Origin of the sequence: Oerskovia jenensis (assembly GCF_016907235.1) — a bacterium.
In the GTDB taxonomy this organism is placed as follows: Bacteria; Actinomycetota; Actinomycetes; order Actinomycetales; family Cellulomonadaceae; genus Oerskovia; species Oerskovia jenensis.
The window spans coordinates 2,343,908-2,357,811 of the sequence record NZ_JAFBBO010000001.1; the positions used below are offsets into that span (position 1 = coordinate 2,343,908).

The 13,904-nt window shown below is 73.1% G+C and carries 8 protein-coding genes; 3 read left to right on the forward strand and 5 right to left on the reverse strand.

The window, feature by feature from the left end:
* Positions 1-27: 27 nt before the first annotated feature.
* Complete coding sequence (locus JOD49_RS10545; RefSeq protein ID WP_205308920.1) at positions 28-3,960, reverse strand: AAA domain-containing protein; 3,933 nt, start codon at positions 3,958-3,960, stop codon at positions 28-30.
* Positions 3,961-4,200: 240 nt separating this feature from the next.
* Between JOD49_RS10545 and JOD49_RS20120 the strand changes: the two genes are divergently transcribed.
* Complete coding sequence (locus JOD49_RS20120; RefSeq protein ID WP_239525192.1) at positions 4,201-5,223, forward strand: excalibur calcium-binding domain-containing protein; 1,023 nt, start codon at positions 4,201-4,203, stop codon at positions 5,221-5,223.
* Between the two features lie 129 nt (positions 5,224-5,352).
* Here the strand turns inward: JOD49_RS20120 and JOD49_RS10555 are convergent, their stop codons facing one another.
* From JOD49_RS10555 to JOD49_RS10570, 4 genes are all read right to left on the reverse strand, one after another.
* Complete coding sequence (locus JOD49_RS10555) at positions 5,353-6,117, reverse strand: amino acid ABC transporter ATP-binding protein (protein WP_205308922.1); 765 nt, start codon at positions 6,115-6,117, stop codon at positions 5,353-5,355.
* Positions 6,118-6,206: 89 nt separating this feature from the next.
* Complete coding sequence (locus JOD49_RS10560; protein WP_205307152.1) at positions 6,207-7,250, reverse strand: amino acid ABC transporter permease; 1,044 nt, start codon at positions 7,248-7,250, stop codon at positions 6,207-6,209.
* A gap of 29 nt (positions 7,251-7,279) precedes the next feature.
* Positions 7,280-8,221 (reverse strand): ABC transporter substrate-binding protein, encoded by a 942-nt coding sequence (locus tag JOD49_RS10565; RefSeq protein ID WP_239525193.1) that lies wholly within the window; start codon positions 8,219-8,221, stop codon positions 7,280-7,282.
* A gap of 233 nt (positions 8,222-8,454) precedes the next feature.
* Positions 8,455-9,384, reverse strand: coding sequence for an ABC transporter substrate-binding protein (locus JOD49_RS10570; RefSeq protein WP_205307153.1), 930 nt, complete (start codon positions 9,382-9,384; stop codon positions 8,455-8,457).
* A 559-nt stretch (positions 9,385-9,943) separates the two neighbouring features.
* On the opposite strand from JOD49_RS10570, the gene JOD49_RS10575 reads away from it, so the two are divergent.
* Both JOD49_RS10575 and JOD49_RS10580 read left to right on the forward strand, forming a co-directional pair.
* On the forward strand, positions 9,944-11,935 hold the full coding sequence (locus tag JOD49_RS10575) for an ABC transporter ATP-binding protein (protein WP_205307154.1): 1,992 nt from the start codon (positions 9,944-9,946) through the stop codon (positions 11,933-11,935).
* Positions 11,936-11,940: 5 nt separating this feature from the next.
* On the forward strand, positions 11,941-13,851 hold the full coding sequence (locus JOD49_RS10580) for an ATP-binding cassette domain-containing protein (protein WP_239526289.1): 1,911 nt from the start codon (positions 11,941-11,943) through the stop codon (positions 13,849-13,851).
* Positions 13,852-13,904: the final 53 nt, after the last annotated feature.

The window sequence follows — 13,904 nt, forward strand, 5'->3', positions numbered from 1 at the left end:
CCCGACACGACGACAACTACCCCGCACTCAGCGGAGCGGCGCCACGCCCGACCGGCACAGCCCGATGAACGCACCCAGCTCGGCGAGCTCCTCGGGGTGGTTCGGCAGGTAGTCCGTGAGCCGGGGCGAGCGGACCACGACGGCGCACCACTGGCCGCGCGAGACCGCGACGTTGACGCGGTTGCGCGAGAGCAGGAACTCCATTCCGCGCGGCACGTCCTCGCGGGCCGAGGCCGTCATCGAGACGATCGCGACCGGCGCCTCCTTGCCCTGGAACTTGTCGACCGTGCCCACCCGCACGTCCCCCAGCCCCGCGGCCTGGAGCGCGTGGCGCACGGTCCACACCTGCGCGTTGTAGGGGGCCACGACGACGAAGTCGTCCTCCGTGAGTTCTCGTGAGGCACGTGCGGCGCCGTCCGGCCCACCGGGCCCTCCCGGGTACCAGGTCGTCCCGAGCAGCGCCTTGACCTGTCGCACGATCTCCTGGGCCTCCTCGACCGAGGAGACCGCGTTGCCCGCGTGCTCGACCTCGACGACGTGCACCCCGGGCTCGACGCCCACGAGGAGCCGCTCGCCCGCTGCGGCCTCGGCGTGCAGCAGCCCCTCGTACGCGAGCTCGGACACCGCGTCGCACAGCGCGGGGTGCATGCGCCACGAGCGGGCCAGGAAGTACCCGAACTCGGGCGGCAGCACGTCGTGGCCGCCGCCTGCGCGGGTCAGCCAACCGAGCGCCGACTGGTCGACGGGCTCGGGGTGCTGTCCCTGCGAGACCTGCGGGAGCTGCTGCGGGTCGCCGAGCAGCAGGAGCCTCTGCGCGGCCCGGGAGACCGCGACGGTGTTGGCGAGCGAGAACTGCCCGGCCTCGTCGATCACGAGCAGGTCGAGCTCGCCGTCGCCGAACCGTTCGGCGTGCGCGAAGTCCCAGGCCGTCCCGCCGACGACGCAGGGCCCCTCGGCGACGAAGGCCGCGGTCTGCGGGGAGTCGACGAGGCGCCAGGGCACGAGCCGCGAGCCGTCGGGCAGGGAGGCCGCCGCGACGTCGTCGGGCAGGGGACCCCCGTCCCGCCCGACCGTCGACACGTCGCGCCCCTTGGGTCCCGAGGCCTTCTTGCCCACGCGGTCCGCGGGCACACCCCCCTTGGTGATGACCCCCGCGAGGACGTTCTCGACGACGTCGTGCGACTGCGCGACGACGCCCACGCGCCACCCCTCGGCCACGAGGCGGCCTATGACCTTCGAGGCGAGGTGGGTCTTGCCCGTGCCGGGCGGTCCCTGGACGCCGAGGTAGGAACCGTCGAGGTCCCTGACCGCGTCGGTCACGGCGTCGACGTAGCGCTCCGGCCCGTGACCCACCACGGGCAGCGGGGCGCCGGACACCGTGCGGGGCGGGCGACGGCGGAGCAGGTCGATCGCCGGGTGGTCCGGGAGCACCAGGGGCGCCTGGGGCCCGCCGGGGTTCTGCGCCTGCACGGCCGTGGCCAGCGCCCGGATCGACGCCTCCTGCTGCGGCGTCGGCAGCACCTGCCCGACCGTGAGCGCCATGGGCAGCACGTCGTGCGGCGAGACCCCCTTGGGCACGGGCAGGCGCACGTCGAGGACGTCGACCTCGCGCCCGTTCCCCAGCCGTCCGCGCTCGACGCCGTGGACGCGCACGCTCCCCGTCGACCACCGCGCCGCACCGCGGGCGGGTTCGATCCCGTCGGGTGCCGGTCCCTCGAAGAGCGCGGTGGCGCCGTCGTACCCGGCCTTGAGCTCCGAGCCGTCCGGCAGCTCGCCGTACAGGCGCAGGCGCCGCGACGGGTTGCTGCGCGGCGTGGCCCTCGCCCAGTCCTCGATCACCTCGGCGCGCTCCACCAGGAAGTACGCGCGCGGCGTCTGCCACTGGTCGACCGGCTCCTTGAGGCGGGCGAAGAACTCCTGCCAGAACGGCTTGGCCTCGCGCCAGTAGTACCCGACGCCCGCACCCAGGAGCGCGACTGCCTCCTCGTCGTCGGTCCGTCCCTCCCCCGAGCGACCGTCCACGCCGCCCGCGAGCGCTCGGACGTCGAGCTCGACCTGCTCGGCCTCGGCACGCTTGGCGCGCCGCGCGACCTCCGCGTCGGAGAGCTCGAGCGCGGGCGGCAGGTCGTCCTCCCAGCCGGTGCCGAGGGGGGCGGCGACCGGGCCAGGGGCCGAGGTCGCGGGAGCGGCGCGGCCCGCGAGCCCCAGGAGGAACTCGTGCAGGCGCAGGGTCGAGAGGCAGTCGTACTCGTTGTAGTCGGCGATGCCGTGCAGCAGGCGCTCGGCCTCCTCGGTGCGGCCCGCGTCGCGCGCCGCGCAGTACGTCGCGTACGCCACGACGGACGCGGCGGCGTCCGTGACGTCCCCGCCGCGGAGCTGGTCGCCCATGTAGAGGGGTTCGAGCTTCTTGATCGAGTACGACGGCGCCGAGACCTTGAGCGAGTGCCGCACGGTCGAGTAGAGGTCCACGAGGACGCCCTCGCGCAGGAGGTCGTCGACCTCCTGCTCGTACACGCCGTGCCGGGCCGCGATCGAGAGCAGGTGCGTCTTCTCGTACGGTGCGTAGTGGTAGACGTGCAGCCCCGGGTACTGCGCGCGGCGCTTGGCGAGGTAGTCGACGAAGTCGACGAGCGCCTGCCTCTCCTGGTCGAGGTCGTGCGCCCAGAACGCGGTGAAGGGCGGCTTCTCGCCGGGGCTGCCCGGTCGCTCGACGAGCCCGAACAGGTAGTCGATGTTCCAGACGATGCCCTCGGGCGAGGCGTCGGGCGCGGACCACAACGGGTCGCCCTCGAAGTCGAAGAACACGTCGCCCGGGTCCGGGCGCGGCAGGTCCCGCAGCGGGGTCGGGTCGACGACGACGTAGGACAGCGTGTGCCGCTCGGGCTCGGCCGTGCCCTCGGGGCCGGCTCCGCCGTCGCCCCCGTCCGCAGGCGTGCTCCACGTGACCGACCCGCTGGGGCCGGGCCCGACGTCGGGCACCCCTCCCCCGTCGACCGGCACGTCGACGAGCCCGGCCTGGAGCCTGGCCTGGACGCGCAGCGTCTCGAACGTGCGCGCGGCGAGGCCCTGGGGCGGCGTGGTCGCGCTCGCGAGCTGGGTCATGGTCGTGATGCCGGCCGCGCGGAGCCGGACGCGCTGGGTGCTGCGCAGCCCGGCGACGCGCAGCACGTCGTCGTGCTCGGTGACCTGCTGCGCGCAGTACGCGCACGTGCCGCACTGGCGCAGGCCGGGCGCGTCCCAGGCCACGGGCTCGCCGCTCGCCCGGTGCGCGTCCAGGAGCCGCAGCAGCTCGGTGCGCCGCTCGCGGAAGACGGGCAGGACGTCCGCGAGCCGGTGATCGGTCACGGCTCTCGTCCCGAGGATCAGGTGCAGCACCGGGGACGTCTCGACCCCGGCCGCGAGGAGCTGGTCGGCGTAGGCCGCGAGCTGGAGCAGCGCGGGCACCTTCGCGCGGCGCGCGAGCTTGGCGTCGTACACGGCGTACTCCGGGCCGCCGGTTCCCGGGACGCCCAGGGTGCCCGACGTCGTCGGGCCGGCCGCGTGGTGCCCGGCACGGGCCGCCCGGCTGTCCGTGCGGATCAGGAAGTCCGCGCGGCCGTGGAAGCGGCCGTCGAAGAACGAGCCCTGGTAGACGACGTCGACGCCGTCGTGCAGGGCGTCGAGCGTCGCGACGTGCGCGGCCTCGAGGTCTGCGCGCCGCACGGTGCGCGGCACGGGGATCTCGCGGATCGCGTCGGCCCCCACGAGGTCGACGAAGCCCGCGAGGACCTGCTGCTCGTGCACGTCCCCGAGGGTCGCGGTGCGTTCGAGCATGTCGTCGACCTCGGTCGCGGGGTGCGCGGCGCGGCCGACCTTCTCGTCGAGCGTGCGCAGGAGGCGGTACTCGCACTCGCTCGCGGCCACGAGGTCGCTCGCCGAGAAGACGAGCAGCGGCTCGGTGGACGGGTCCTGCTGGTCCATCAGGAACACGGCGACTCCTCGGGATCACTCACGGACGGTGTCGATCACTGACGACCTGTCGATCGTCGCCCGCCGCGCTCGGGCCCGACCCAGTTCCTTTGTACCCGGCGCCGCCCACATCCCGGCGCCGTCTCGTCGTTCGCCGGGTGGGCCGTCCCCTCCCGAGACAGGACGGAATTAGCGTCTTCGGGCCGTTCTGCAGCATAGTGAGCGCGCAGGAACCGTCGAAGGAGATCACCCATGGCCGTACACTTCAACCCGCCGCCCGGCTGGTTGGTACCTCCCGGTTTCTCCCCTTCGTCCGACTGGCACCCGGATCCCGCCTGGCCGGCTGCCCCCGCGGGCTGGGTCTTCTGGGTCGAGGCGGCTCCGACACCGCCTCCCCCGCCGCCCTCAGGGGCCGAGGCGTGGTCGCGGCAGACCCCCGGCGGCGGCATCCCGCTCCACTTCCCCACCGCGGTCGTGCCCGTGACGTCGGGGCACGAGGTCGCGTCCCCCTCGGCACCGTCACCCACGAGCCCCCCGTCGGGTCCGACGCGTCGCTCGCTGCGCGACGTCGGCAGCGGAGGCGGCAGCCCGGTCGAGTCGCCGTCCTCGACCATGATCCTGCCGGTCGTCAACGGTGCCGCCGGGGCCCCCGGCGTCGGTGTGCACGCCCCCGGCCCGGCCGTCCCGCTCCCCGCTCCCGCCCCCTCGGCCGAGCCGACGGCGTCGGCGCACGGGCCGCTCGCGATCTTCTCCGGGGACGACGAACCTCGCGAGGAACGCTCGTACATGCGCTGGCTCCTGCCGCTCGGCGTCGGTGTCGGCGGTGTCGCCGTCGGGCTCATCCTCGGGCTGGGGGTCACGCTCAAGGCACAGTCGGAGGCCGGCGACGCCACCGCGGCCGCGGCGCAGACGACCGAGCAGATGACGGCCGAACGGGCCAAGCTCGACGCCGAGCGCGCCGACCTGGACGCCCAGCTCGCCGGGATCAAGACCTCGACCGACGACATCGCCGCCCGGGAGGCCGCGGTCTCGGCCCTCGAGGCCGAGCTCGACGCGCGCAAGGTCGCCCTCGACGAGCGCGAGGCCGCGATCGCGGAGAACGAGGAGGCGAACAACGGCGGCAACGACGGCGGCTGGCAGGAGGGGAAGGTCAACGGGATCTACCTGACGTGCGAGGCCGCGAAGCGCGACGGCAAGGCCCCGCTCAAGCAGGGCGACGACGGCTTCAACCCCGGACTCGACTGGGACGGCAACGGCGTCGCCTGCGAGCGCTGACCGCCGCGGAGGTCGACCGCCCGGACGGGGAGGTTCCACCGCCCCTCCCCGGGGAGGAAGCACGTGGCCCGACGACGACGGCCCCCGGATCTCACGATCCAGGGGCCGCGACTCGGGCCGGGCAGACCCCTACAGCACGTGTGCCAGGAACTCCCGGGTCCGCTCCTCGCGGGGGTTCGTGAGCACCTCGCGCGGGTCGCCCTGCTCGACGATCGCGCCGTCGTCCATGAACACCACGTGGTCGCCGACCTCGCGCGCGAAGCCGATCTCGTGGGTCACGACGATCATCGTCATGCCGCTCTCGGCGAGGTCGCGCATGACCGCGAGGACCTCGCCCACGAGCTCGGGGTCGAGCGCCGACGTCGGCTCGTCGAACAGCATGAGCTCGGGGTCCATCGCGAGCGCGCGCGCGATCGCGACGCGCTGCTGCTGGCCGCCCGAGAGCTGGGCCGGGTAGTGGTCCATGCGGTCCACGAGGCCGACCCGTTCGAGCAGCTCCACGGCTCGCGCCCTCGCCTGCGCCCGTGACAGCCCGCGGACCTGCACGGGTGCCTCCATGACGTTCTGCAGCGCCGTCATGTGCGGGAACAGGTTGAAGCGTTGGAACACCATGCCGATGCGCGAGCGCTGCTCGGCGATGACCTTGGGGTGCAGGCGGTGCAGGCGCTTCTTGCCGTCCTTCTCGACCTCGCGGTACCCGATCAGGTCGCCGTCGACGTAGATGCGCCCAGCGGTGAGGTCCTCGAGCTCGTTGATGCAGCGCAGCAGCGTCGACTTGCCCGAGCCCGACGGGCCCAGCACGACGCACACCGAGCCCCGCGGCACCTCGAGGTCCACGCCCTTGAGGACGTGCACGTCACCGAAGGCCTTGTGCACCCCGACGATCTCCACCATGGGTGCGACGGACGCGTCGGCGAGCGACGCCGTCGGGCCGGAGGCGGAGCCCGCAGCCGGGCCGGGGGCGGGGCTGAGTGCGTCCGCGGTCACGGGGTCACCTCCAGGAAGGGGTCGGCGTTCGCGGTCGTGCCCGACGCCGCTATCGCCTCCTGCTTGCTCGGCTTCTTCGGGCCCTTGCCCGGCTTGCGACGACGGCTCGTGCCCGTCGACGTGCCGAACCCGCGCCCGTAGTACTGCTCGATGAAGTGCTGGCCGACCATGAGGATGCTCGTGATCAGCAGGTACCAGATCGCCGCGACCATGAGGAGCGGGATCGGGAGGAAGATACGGTTCGCGATCGCGTTGGACGCGAACGTGAGGTCCAGGCTGAACGGCACCGCGAGGACCAGCGACGTGGTCTTGAGCATCGAGATCGTCTCGTTGCCCGTCGGCGGCACGATCACGCGCATGGCCTGCGGCAGGATGATGCGCCGCAGGATCTTGCCGTCCTTCATGCCCAGGGCCTTCGCGGCCTCGGCCTGCCCCGGGTCCACCGACCCCAGGCCGGCACGCACGATCTCCGCGAGGTACGCGGCCTCGTTGAGCGCCAGTCCCAGGATCGCGGCGCGCGCCGCGGTGAAGAGGTCCGCGGTGTCGAAGACGAACCACTCCGGCCCGAACGGGATCCCCAGGCTCAGCTTGGGGTAGAGCACCGAGATGAGGCCCCAGAACACGAGCTGCGTGTAGATCGGGGTGCCCCGGAAGAACCAGATGTAGAACCAGCTCGTCGCCCGCATGACCGGGTTGTCCGAACGCCGCATGACCGCGAGGATCACCGCGAGGACGACCGCGATGGCCATCGAGGAGAACGTCAGGATCAGGGTCCACCCCACGCCGCGCATGATCTGCACGTCCCGCAGGTAGAGCCAGACGACGTCCCACCGGAACTTCTCGTTCGTGACCAGGCCGTGCACGGCCATGGCCGCGAGGACCAGGAGGACCACGGCCGCCGCCCAGCGCCCCGGCCGGGGCACCGGGACCGCGCGGATGCGGTCCGGAATCCGGTCGGCAGGTGCGGTCGCCGTCCCGCGGCTCGCGGAACCGCCGCTCGGGGGACCGTCGGGAGTCGGGGTGCTGGGCGGCTGGGCCATGGCTACCTCTGTTCTGTCAGGGGATCGGCTCAGGAGACCACGGGGTTGAGCTCGGCCGTGGTCACCGCACCGGAGGTGTTGCCCCAGGTGTCGAGGATGGTCGTGTAGTCGCTGTCGTCCATGAGCTTCTGCACCGCGGCCTGGACGGCCTGTGCGAGCGCGGTGTCGTCCTTGGCGATCGCGATGCCGTGCAGCGAGTCGGCGAAGATGTCGCCGAGCTGCTCGATCTGGCCACCGGTCTGCGTCACGGCGTACGCGACGACCTGCGAGTCCGCGTACATCACGTCGGCCTTGCCACCGACCAGGTTCGTCGTGACGTCGGCCTGGCTCGCGTAGCGCAGCGGCGTGATGTCCGCCTTGCCCGCGGCCTCGCAGTCCGCCATCAGCCCGTCGAGCGCGTCGTCCTCGACCGTGCCGGTCTGGACCGCGATGCTCAGGCCGCACACGTCGGACGGGTCGACGTCCTTGGGGTTGCCCTTGGCCACCGCGAACGCCTCGCCCGCGCGGAAGTAGCTGACCATGTTGACCTCGGCCACGCGCTCCGGGGTGATCGTGAAGCCCGAGACACCGATGTCGTACTTGCTGCCGATCGCCGGGATGATCGACGCGAAGTCGGCGTTGGTGACCTCGACGTCGAGGCCCAGCACCGCCCCGATCGCCTTGGCGAGGTCGACGTCGTACCCGACGATGCTCTTGCCGTCGTCACCGATGAACTCGGCCGGTGCGTAGGTCGCGTTGGTGCCGACCGTCAGGGTGCCCGCCTCGACGACGTCGGCCGGCAGCATCGCCGCGATCGCGTCGTCCTTGGCGATGGTCGACGGGTCGAACGCCGCGGCGGACGACCCCCCGTCGGAGGGCGACGAGCCGGAGCCCGAGGAGGCGTCGGTGCACGCGGTGAGCGCGAGCGTCGCGGCGATGGCGGTGAGGGCGGTGAGGACGGGCAGCCTGCGCATGGGGGTCTCTCGTTTCATGGTGGTGATCTCCGGCGCCGGCCTCAGGGGGGTGGGTCGTGCACCGCGCAACGCGGGCAGCACGGAGCGGCGCCGCACCGTTGCCCTCCCAGTTTCCCGCGCAAGCGCCCGGACTGGCAAAACGGGGCGCCGCGGCGGTGCCGGGCCCGAGGTCGGTCAGGCAGCTCCCGGGGGTTGCCCGACCGACCTCGGGCTCGGCTCCCCTCGGCCTGGCCGGCCCGAGGTCAGCAGCGTCAGGAGACCGGCGGGTTGACCACCGACTCGTCGAGGGCGCCGTCCGCGTTGCCCCACGAGGCCAGGATGTCGGTGAACGTGCCGTCCTCCATGAGGACCGTGAGCGCTGCCTGGATCGCCGCCGCGAGCTCGGTGTCGGCCTTCGCGGTCACGATGCCCTGCGGTGCCGAGTCGAACACCTCCCCGATCTGCTCGATCTCCCCCTTGGTCTGCTCGACCGCGTAGGACACGATGGGCGAGTCGGCGTACATGATGTCGGCCTTGCCACCCACGAGGTTCACCGTGGCGTCCGCCTGGTTGTCGTAGCGCAGGATCTGGAGCGGCTGCTCGCCGTCCTCCTCGCACGTCGCGCTGATCTCGTCGGCCCCCTCGTCCTCGACCGTGCCGGTCTGGACGGCGACCGTCAGCCCGCAGATGTTCGAGGGGTCGACCTTCTTCGGGTTGCCCTTCTGGACCGAGAACGCCTCGCCCGCGTTGAAGTAGCTGATCATGTTGGCCTCGGCCATGCGCTCGGCCGTGATCGTGAACGACGAGATCCCGACGTCGTACTTGGTGCCCAGCGCGGGGATGATGCCGGGGAAGTCCGCCGACTCGACCACGACCTCGAGCCCCAGGACCGCGCCCACGGCCGTGATGATGTCGATGTCGTACCCGACCGGCGTCGACCCGTCCGCCGCGATGAACTCGGCCGGTGCGTACTCGGTGTTGGACGCGACGACGAGCTTGCCCGCGCTCGCGATCTCGGCCGGCAGCAACGCCGCCGCGGCATCGTCCTTCTGGACCGAGGTGAGGTCGAAGGGGGCCTCCGTGACGGTCTCCCCCGAGGAACCGGTCGACGGCGAGCCGGAGGACTGCGAGGCGTCCGTGCAGGCCGTGAGGGCCAGGGTCGCCGCCGCCGTGACCGCGACGAGGAGTGGCATCTTGCGCATGAGAGCTCCGATCGAGTGGGTACGTCGTGGCGCGCCACTCTAGGGGTCGTACGTCTCGCTCGCGTCACGGACGGGTTTCGGTCGGGCACCAGGGGTGACCGGCCTGCGAAAAGGAAGCGACCCTCACCAACCGACTGCGCTACTGTCGGCGCGCATCGACAGACGGCCGCCACCGACGGCAGCCGCACGCGACCGGAGGGGAGCCACCCATGACACGCACACCGACGTGCCCGCGCTGGCGCCCTTCCCCCTGCACACCCCGCCAGGTCACCACCGGATGACGCGGCGCGGGACGTTCGCTCGGCAGGCTCCTCGGAGCCGACCAGCGCCGTTCCGGGCCCGCACCGTCCGCCCCCGCAACCTCCGCACGCCCACCGCCGTGCGGAGCTCCTGGGCCCCGCGCAGCCGCGCGACCCGGCCGTCCGCGGCGCCCCACCCGCACCAGCACCTGACCCACTCGTCGGCGTACCCGTCCCCGGACGTGAGCGACGCCGTCGGGCCGCGCCCTCGCAGGCAGGCCCACCCACAGACCGTCCCGTCCCACCCACCGGAGGTACCGATGACCGACGATCCCCCCGCGCGCACACCCGACGGCGCGGCACGACCGCCCCGCACGACCGCTCTCCGGGCCGCGCTCGCGGCCCGCGCCTCGCGCTGGATCGACCTCGCGCATCTCCTGCCGCAGGCGGGCAGGCCGCTCGTCGCCGCGGCCGCGCTGCTCAACGTCCTGCTGGGGCTGCTGCCGCTCGCGTTCATCGTGCTCATCGGCTACGTCCTGTACCTCGTCCCGCAGGTCGCGGCCGCCGCCGGCGGGGCCACTGCAGGAGCGTCCCCGGGCTGGTCCGACCTGCTCACGACCCTCGCCCTCGCGGTCGGCGTGTTCGTGGTCCAGCAGGTCCTCGCGCCGTTCCAGGCGGGCGTCACCGAGGTCATCGCGCGCCGCGTCGACGAGCACTGCATCGACCGGCTCATGAGCGCCGCGCTGCACGACGCGCCGCTGAACGCGCTCGAGAGCCCCGAGGCCCTCGACCTGCTGGCCGACGCCCGCGCGGCCTTCGCCCGCGAGGCGCGCCCGCCGGGGGACGCGGCCGCCGCGCTGCTGTCGCTCCTGTCGCGCTACGTCCAGCTGCTCGGCGCGATCGTGCTGGTGGGCGTCGTCATCTCCCCCCTCGCGGGGATCGTGATCCTGGCGACCGGTCTCTCGATGCGGTTCGGGGTGCGCGGGACCCTCGGGAAGTTCGCCGACATGTGGGACGCGCTGTCGGGCTCGCGCCGCAAGGTCTTCTACCTGCGCGACCTCGCGACGGGCGCCCGTGCGGCCAAGGAGATCCGTCTGCTGGGTCTGCTCCCCTGGCTGCGGGCCCGCCTGCGCGCGGACACCCTGGCCGCGTACGAGCCCGCCTGGGCGGGGAGCCGCAAGCTCCAGTTCTGGCCGATCATCGGGCTCTCGTGCGTGGGCCTCGTGGGTGGCGCGGTCGTCCTCGCGCTCCTGGCCGACGCCGCAGCGTCCGGCACGCTGAACCTGTTCCAGCTCGGCGTCGCGCTCCAGGCCGTGCTGATCCCCATGCGGTTCGGGGTGTACTTCCCCGAGGCCGACGTGCAGACCCAGTTCGGCCTGCACTCGTTCCACGCGCTGCGGACGTTCGAGCAGCAGATCGCCTCGGCGCGTACGGCCCGTCCGGCGGCCCCCGTCGCCGTGCGGCGCCCCGAGCAGGGCATCCGCTTCGAGGGCGTGCGCTTCCGGTACACCGACGACACCCCGTGGGTGCTCGACGGCCTCGACCTCGAGCTCGGCGCCGGGCGGTCCACCGCGATCGTGGGGCTCAACGGCGCGGGCAAGACGACCCTCGTCAAGCTCCTCGCCGGGCTCTACGAGCCGGTCGAGGGCCGGATCCTGGTCGACGGCGTCGACCTGCGCGACCTCGACACGCAGGACTGGCAGCGGCAGCTCGCGCTGATCTTCCAGGACTACGTGCGCTACGAGCTCACGGCCGCGGAGAACATCGGCCTGGGCGCGCCCGCGCTGCTCGACGACCGTGACGCCGTCACGGCCGCGGCCCGCCGGGCCGGGGCGCTCGACGCCCTGAGCGGACTGCCCGAGGGGCTCGACACCACGCTGTCGCGCCGCTACCCCGGCGGGCGCGACCTGTCGGGCGGGCAGTGGCAGCGGGTAGCGCTCGCCCGGGCGCTCCTCGCGATCCAGGGCGGCTCGTCCGTCCTGGTCCTCGACGAGCCGACGGCGCAGCTCGACGTGCGTGCCGAGGCCGAGTTCTTCGACCGCTTCCTCGCGACCACGGAGGACATCACGAGCGTCGTCATCTCGCACCGCTTCTCGACGGTCCGCCACGCGGACCGGATCGCGGTGATCGAGCACGGCCGGGTCGTCGAGTGCGGCGACCACGTCGAGCTCGTCGCCCTCGGAGGCCGCTACGCCGACCTGTTCGAGCTCCAGGCGCAGCGGTTCCGCGACACCGCGGCCGTGGGCGCGACCACGTCGGCCGACGGCGACCACCCCACCAGCCCCATCGCAGAGAAGGAGACCGCATCGTGAGGACCATGCTGAGAGCCGCGCGCTTCTTCCTCGTCCTGGGCTACCGCACGGACCGGCGCCGACTGCTCACGGCGGCGGTCCTCATGACGATCGGCTACCTCGCCGGGCCGCTCGTCGGCGTCGCGCTCGGTGCCCTGACGAACGCCGCCCTCGACCAGCAGACGAGCCTCGCGATCGGCCTGGGCGTGGGTGTCGCGGTCCTGCTGATCTTCGAGCTCATGATGGGCCACTTCGCGCACCTGTACTACTTCGAGCTCGCGGACCTGCAGCAGCTCGAGCTGACCGACGAGGTCGCGAGGCTCGCGCACGGCAACCCGCAGATCGACCAGTTCGACCGCCCGCGGTTCGCCGAGCTCCTGACCCTCGTCACGGAGGGGCTGCAGCGGGTGCGGTCCGCGCTCGAGGCGACGCTCCAGCTCAGCGGGCTGCTGCTCCAGGTCACGATCACGACCGTCATCCTGGCGATGGTCGAGCCGTGGCTGCTGCTGCTGCCGCTCGCCGCGCTGCCGCCCGTGCTCCTCAACAACACGGCGCAGAAGGTGCTCGACTCCGCACGCGACGCGTCCGCGCACGAGGTCCAGCTCTCGACGCACCTGGTCTCGCTCGCGACCACGGGCAGCTCGGCCAAGGAGGTGCGGCTGTTCGGCGCGCAGGCCCCGATCGTCGCGCGCCAGCGTGCGGCGTGGTCCGCGACGACGGCCCGGCTCTGGTCCGCCCACCGCCGCAGCGCCCTGCTGCGCGCGGCCGGGCAGGCGTGGTTCGCGTGCGCGTACGGCGTCGCGGTGTTCCTGGTCGTGCGCCAGGCCGTCACGGGGTCGGCGAACGTGGGCCAGGTCGTCCTGGTCATCACGCTCGCGGTCCAGGTGAGCGTCCAGGTCTCGGGCGCGCTCGCGCTGCTCGGCACGTTGCAGGGCGTCGGGCGCACGGTGTCGCACATCGAGGAGCTGCGCGCGTCGGTCGCCCGACCTGCCTCGGCGGCAGGGACCGGACGGCCCGTGCCCGACGGCGCGGCGCACCCGGGTGCGTCCGGCGCCCTGGTCGGCGAGGACCCGGCGACCGCGTCGTCGGGCACCGTGACCGCGCCCGTGGGGGCTGCGACCACGGGTGAGCCCGCGGACTCGCGGGGCGTGCCCGCGCGGCTCACGCGCGGCGTGCGCTTCGAGGACGTGACGTTCACCTACCCCGACACGGACCGCGTCATCCTCGACGGTGTGAGCCTCGACGTGCCTGCGGGGTCGACGCTCGCGGTCGTGGGCGACAACGGCGCGGGCAAGAGCACGCTCGTCAAGCTGCTGTGCGGTCTGTACCGGCCGACGTCGGGGCGGATCCTGGTCGACGGCGTCGACCTGCGCGACCTCGACGACGCCGAGTGGCAGGCGCGTACCGCGACGCTGTTCCAGGACTTCGCGCGGTTCGAGCTCACGATCCGCGAGAACGTGGGCGTGGGCAGGCTCGCGTCGCTCGACGTCGACGAGGACCTGTGGGCCGCGCTCGACCGGGCGCGTGGTCGCAGCATCGTCGAGAAGCAGGCGGCCGGGCTCGACCAGCTCCTGGGGCACGGGTACGGGAACGGCGTCGGGCTCTCGGGCGGCCAGTGGCAGACGCTCGGGCTCGGGCGCACGCTCCTGCGCCGCGAGCCGCTGCTGCTCGTCCTCGACGAGCCCGCCGCGGCGCTCGACGCCGCGGCCGAGCACGCGCTCTTCGAGCGGTTCGTCGCGACGGCCGACGAGGCCGGACGGGCCGGCGGCGCGATCACGTGCTTCGTCTCGCACCGGTTCTCGACCGTGCGCGACGCGGACCAGATCGTGGTGCTCGACGCCGGCAAGGTCCGCGAGCACGGCGACCACGCGGCCCTCATGGCGCGGGGCGACCTGTACGCGGAGCTGTTCGGCCTCCAGGCGGGGGCCTACGCGTAGCCCCAGGGCCCCCAAGGGCTGAACCCGAGGTTCGTCAGGCTCCTCGTCGTGGT

Bases quoted from the DNA above. Each gene is read 5' to 3' on its own strand.
- JOD49_RS10545 (WP_205308920.1), bottom strand. From the start codon at position 3,960: ATGGACCAGCAGGACCCGTCCACCGAGCCGCTGCTCGTCTTCTCGGCG.
- JOD49_RS10560 (WP_205307152.1), bottom strand. From the start codon at position 7,250: ATGGCCCAGCCGCCCAGCACCCCGACTCCCGACGGTCCCCCGAGCGGC.
- JOD49_RS10555 (WP_205308922.1), bottom strand. From the start codon at position 6,117: ATGGTGGAGATCGTCGGGGTGCACAAGGCCTTCGGTGACGTGCACGTC.
- JOD49_RS10575 (WP_205307154.1), top strand. From the start codon at position 9,944: ATGACCGACGATCCCCCCGCGCGCACACCCGACGGCGCGGCACGACCG.
- JOD49_RS10565 (WP_239525193.1), bottom strand. From the start codon at position 8,221: ATGAAACGAGAGACCCCCATGCGCAGGCTGCCCGTCCTCACCGCCCTC.
- JOD49_RS20120 (WP_239525192.1), top strand. From the start codon at position 4,201: ATGGCCGTACACTTCAACCCGCCGCCCGGCTGGTTGGTACCTCCCGGT.
- JOD49_RS10580 (WP_239526289.1), top strand. From the start codon at position 11,941: ATGCTGAGAGCCGCGCGCTTCTTCCTCGTCCTGGGCTACCGCACGGAC.
- JOD49_RS10570 (WP_205307153.1), bottom strand. From the start codon at position 9,384: ATGCGCAAGATGCCACTCCTCGTCGCGGTCACGGCGGCGGCGACCCTG.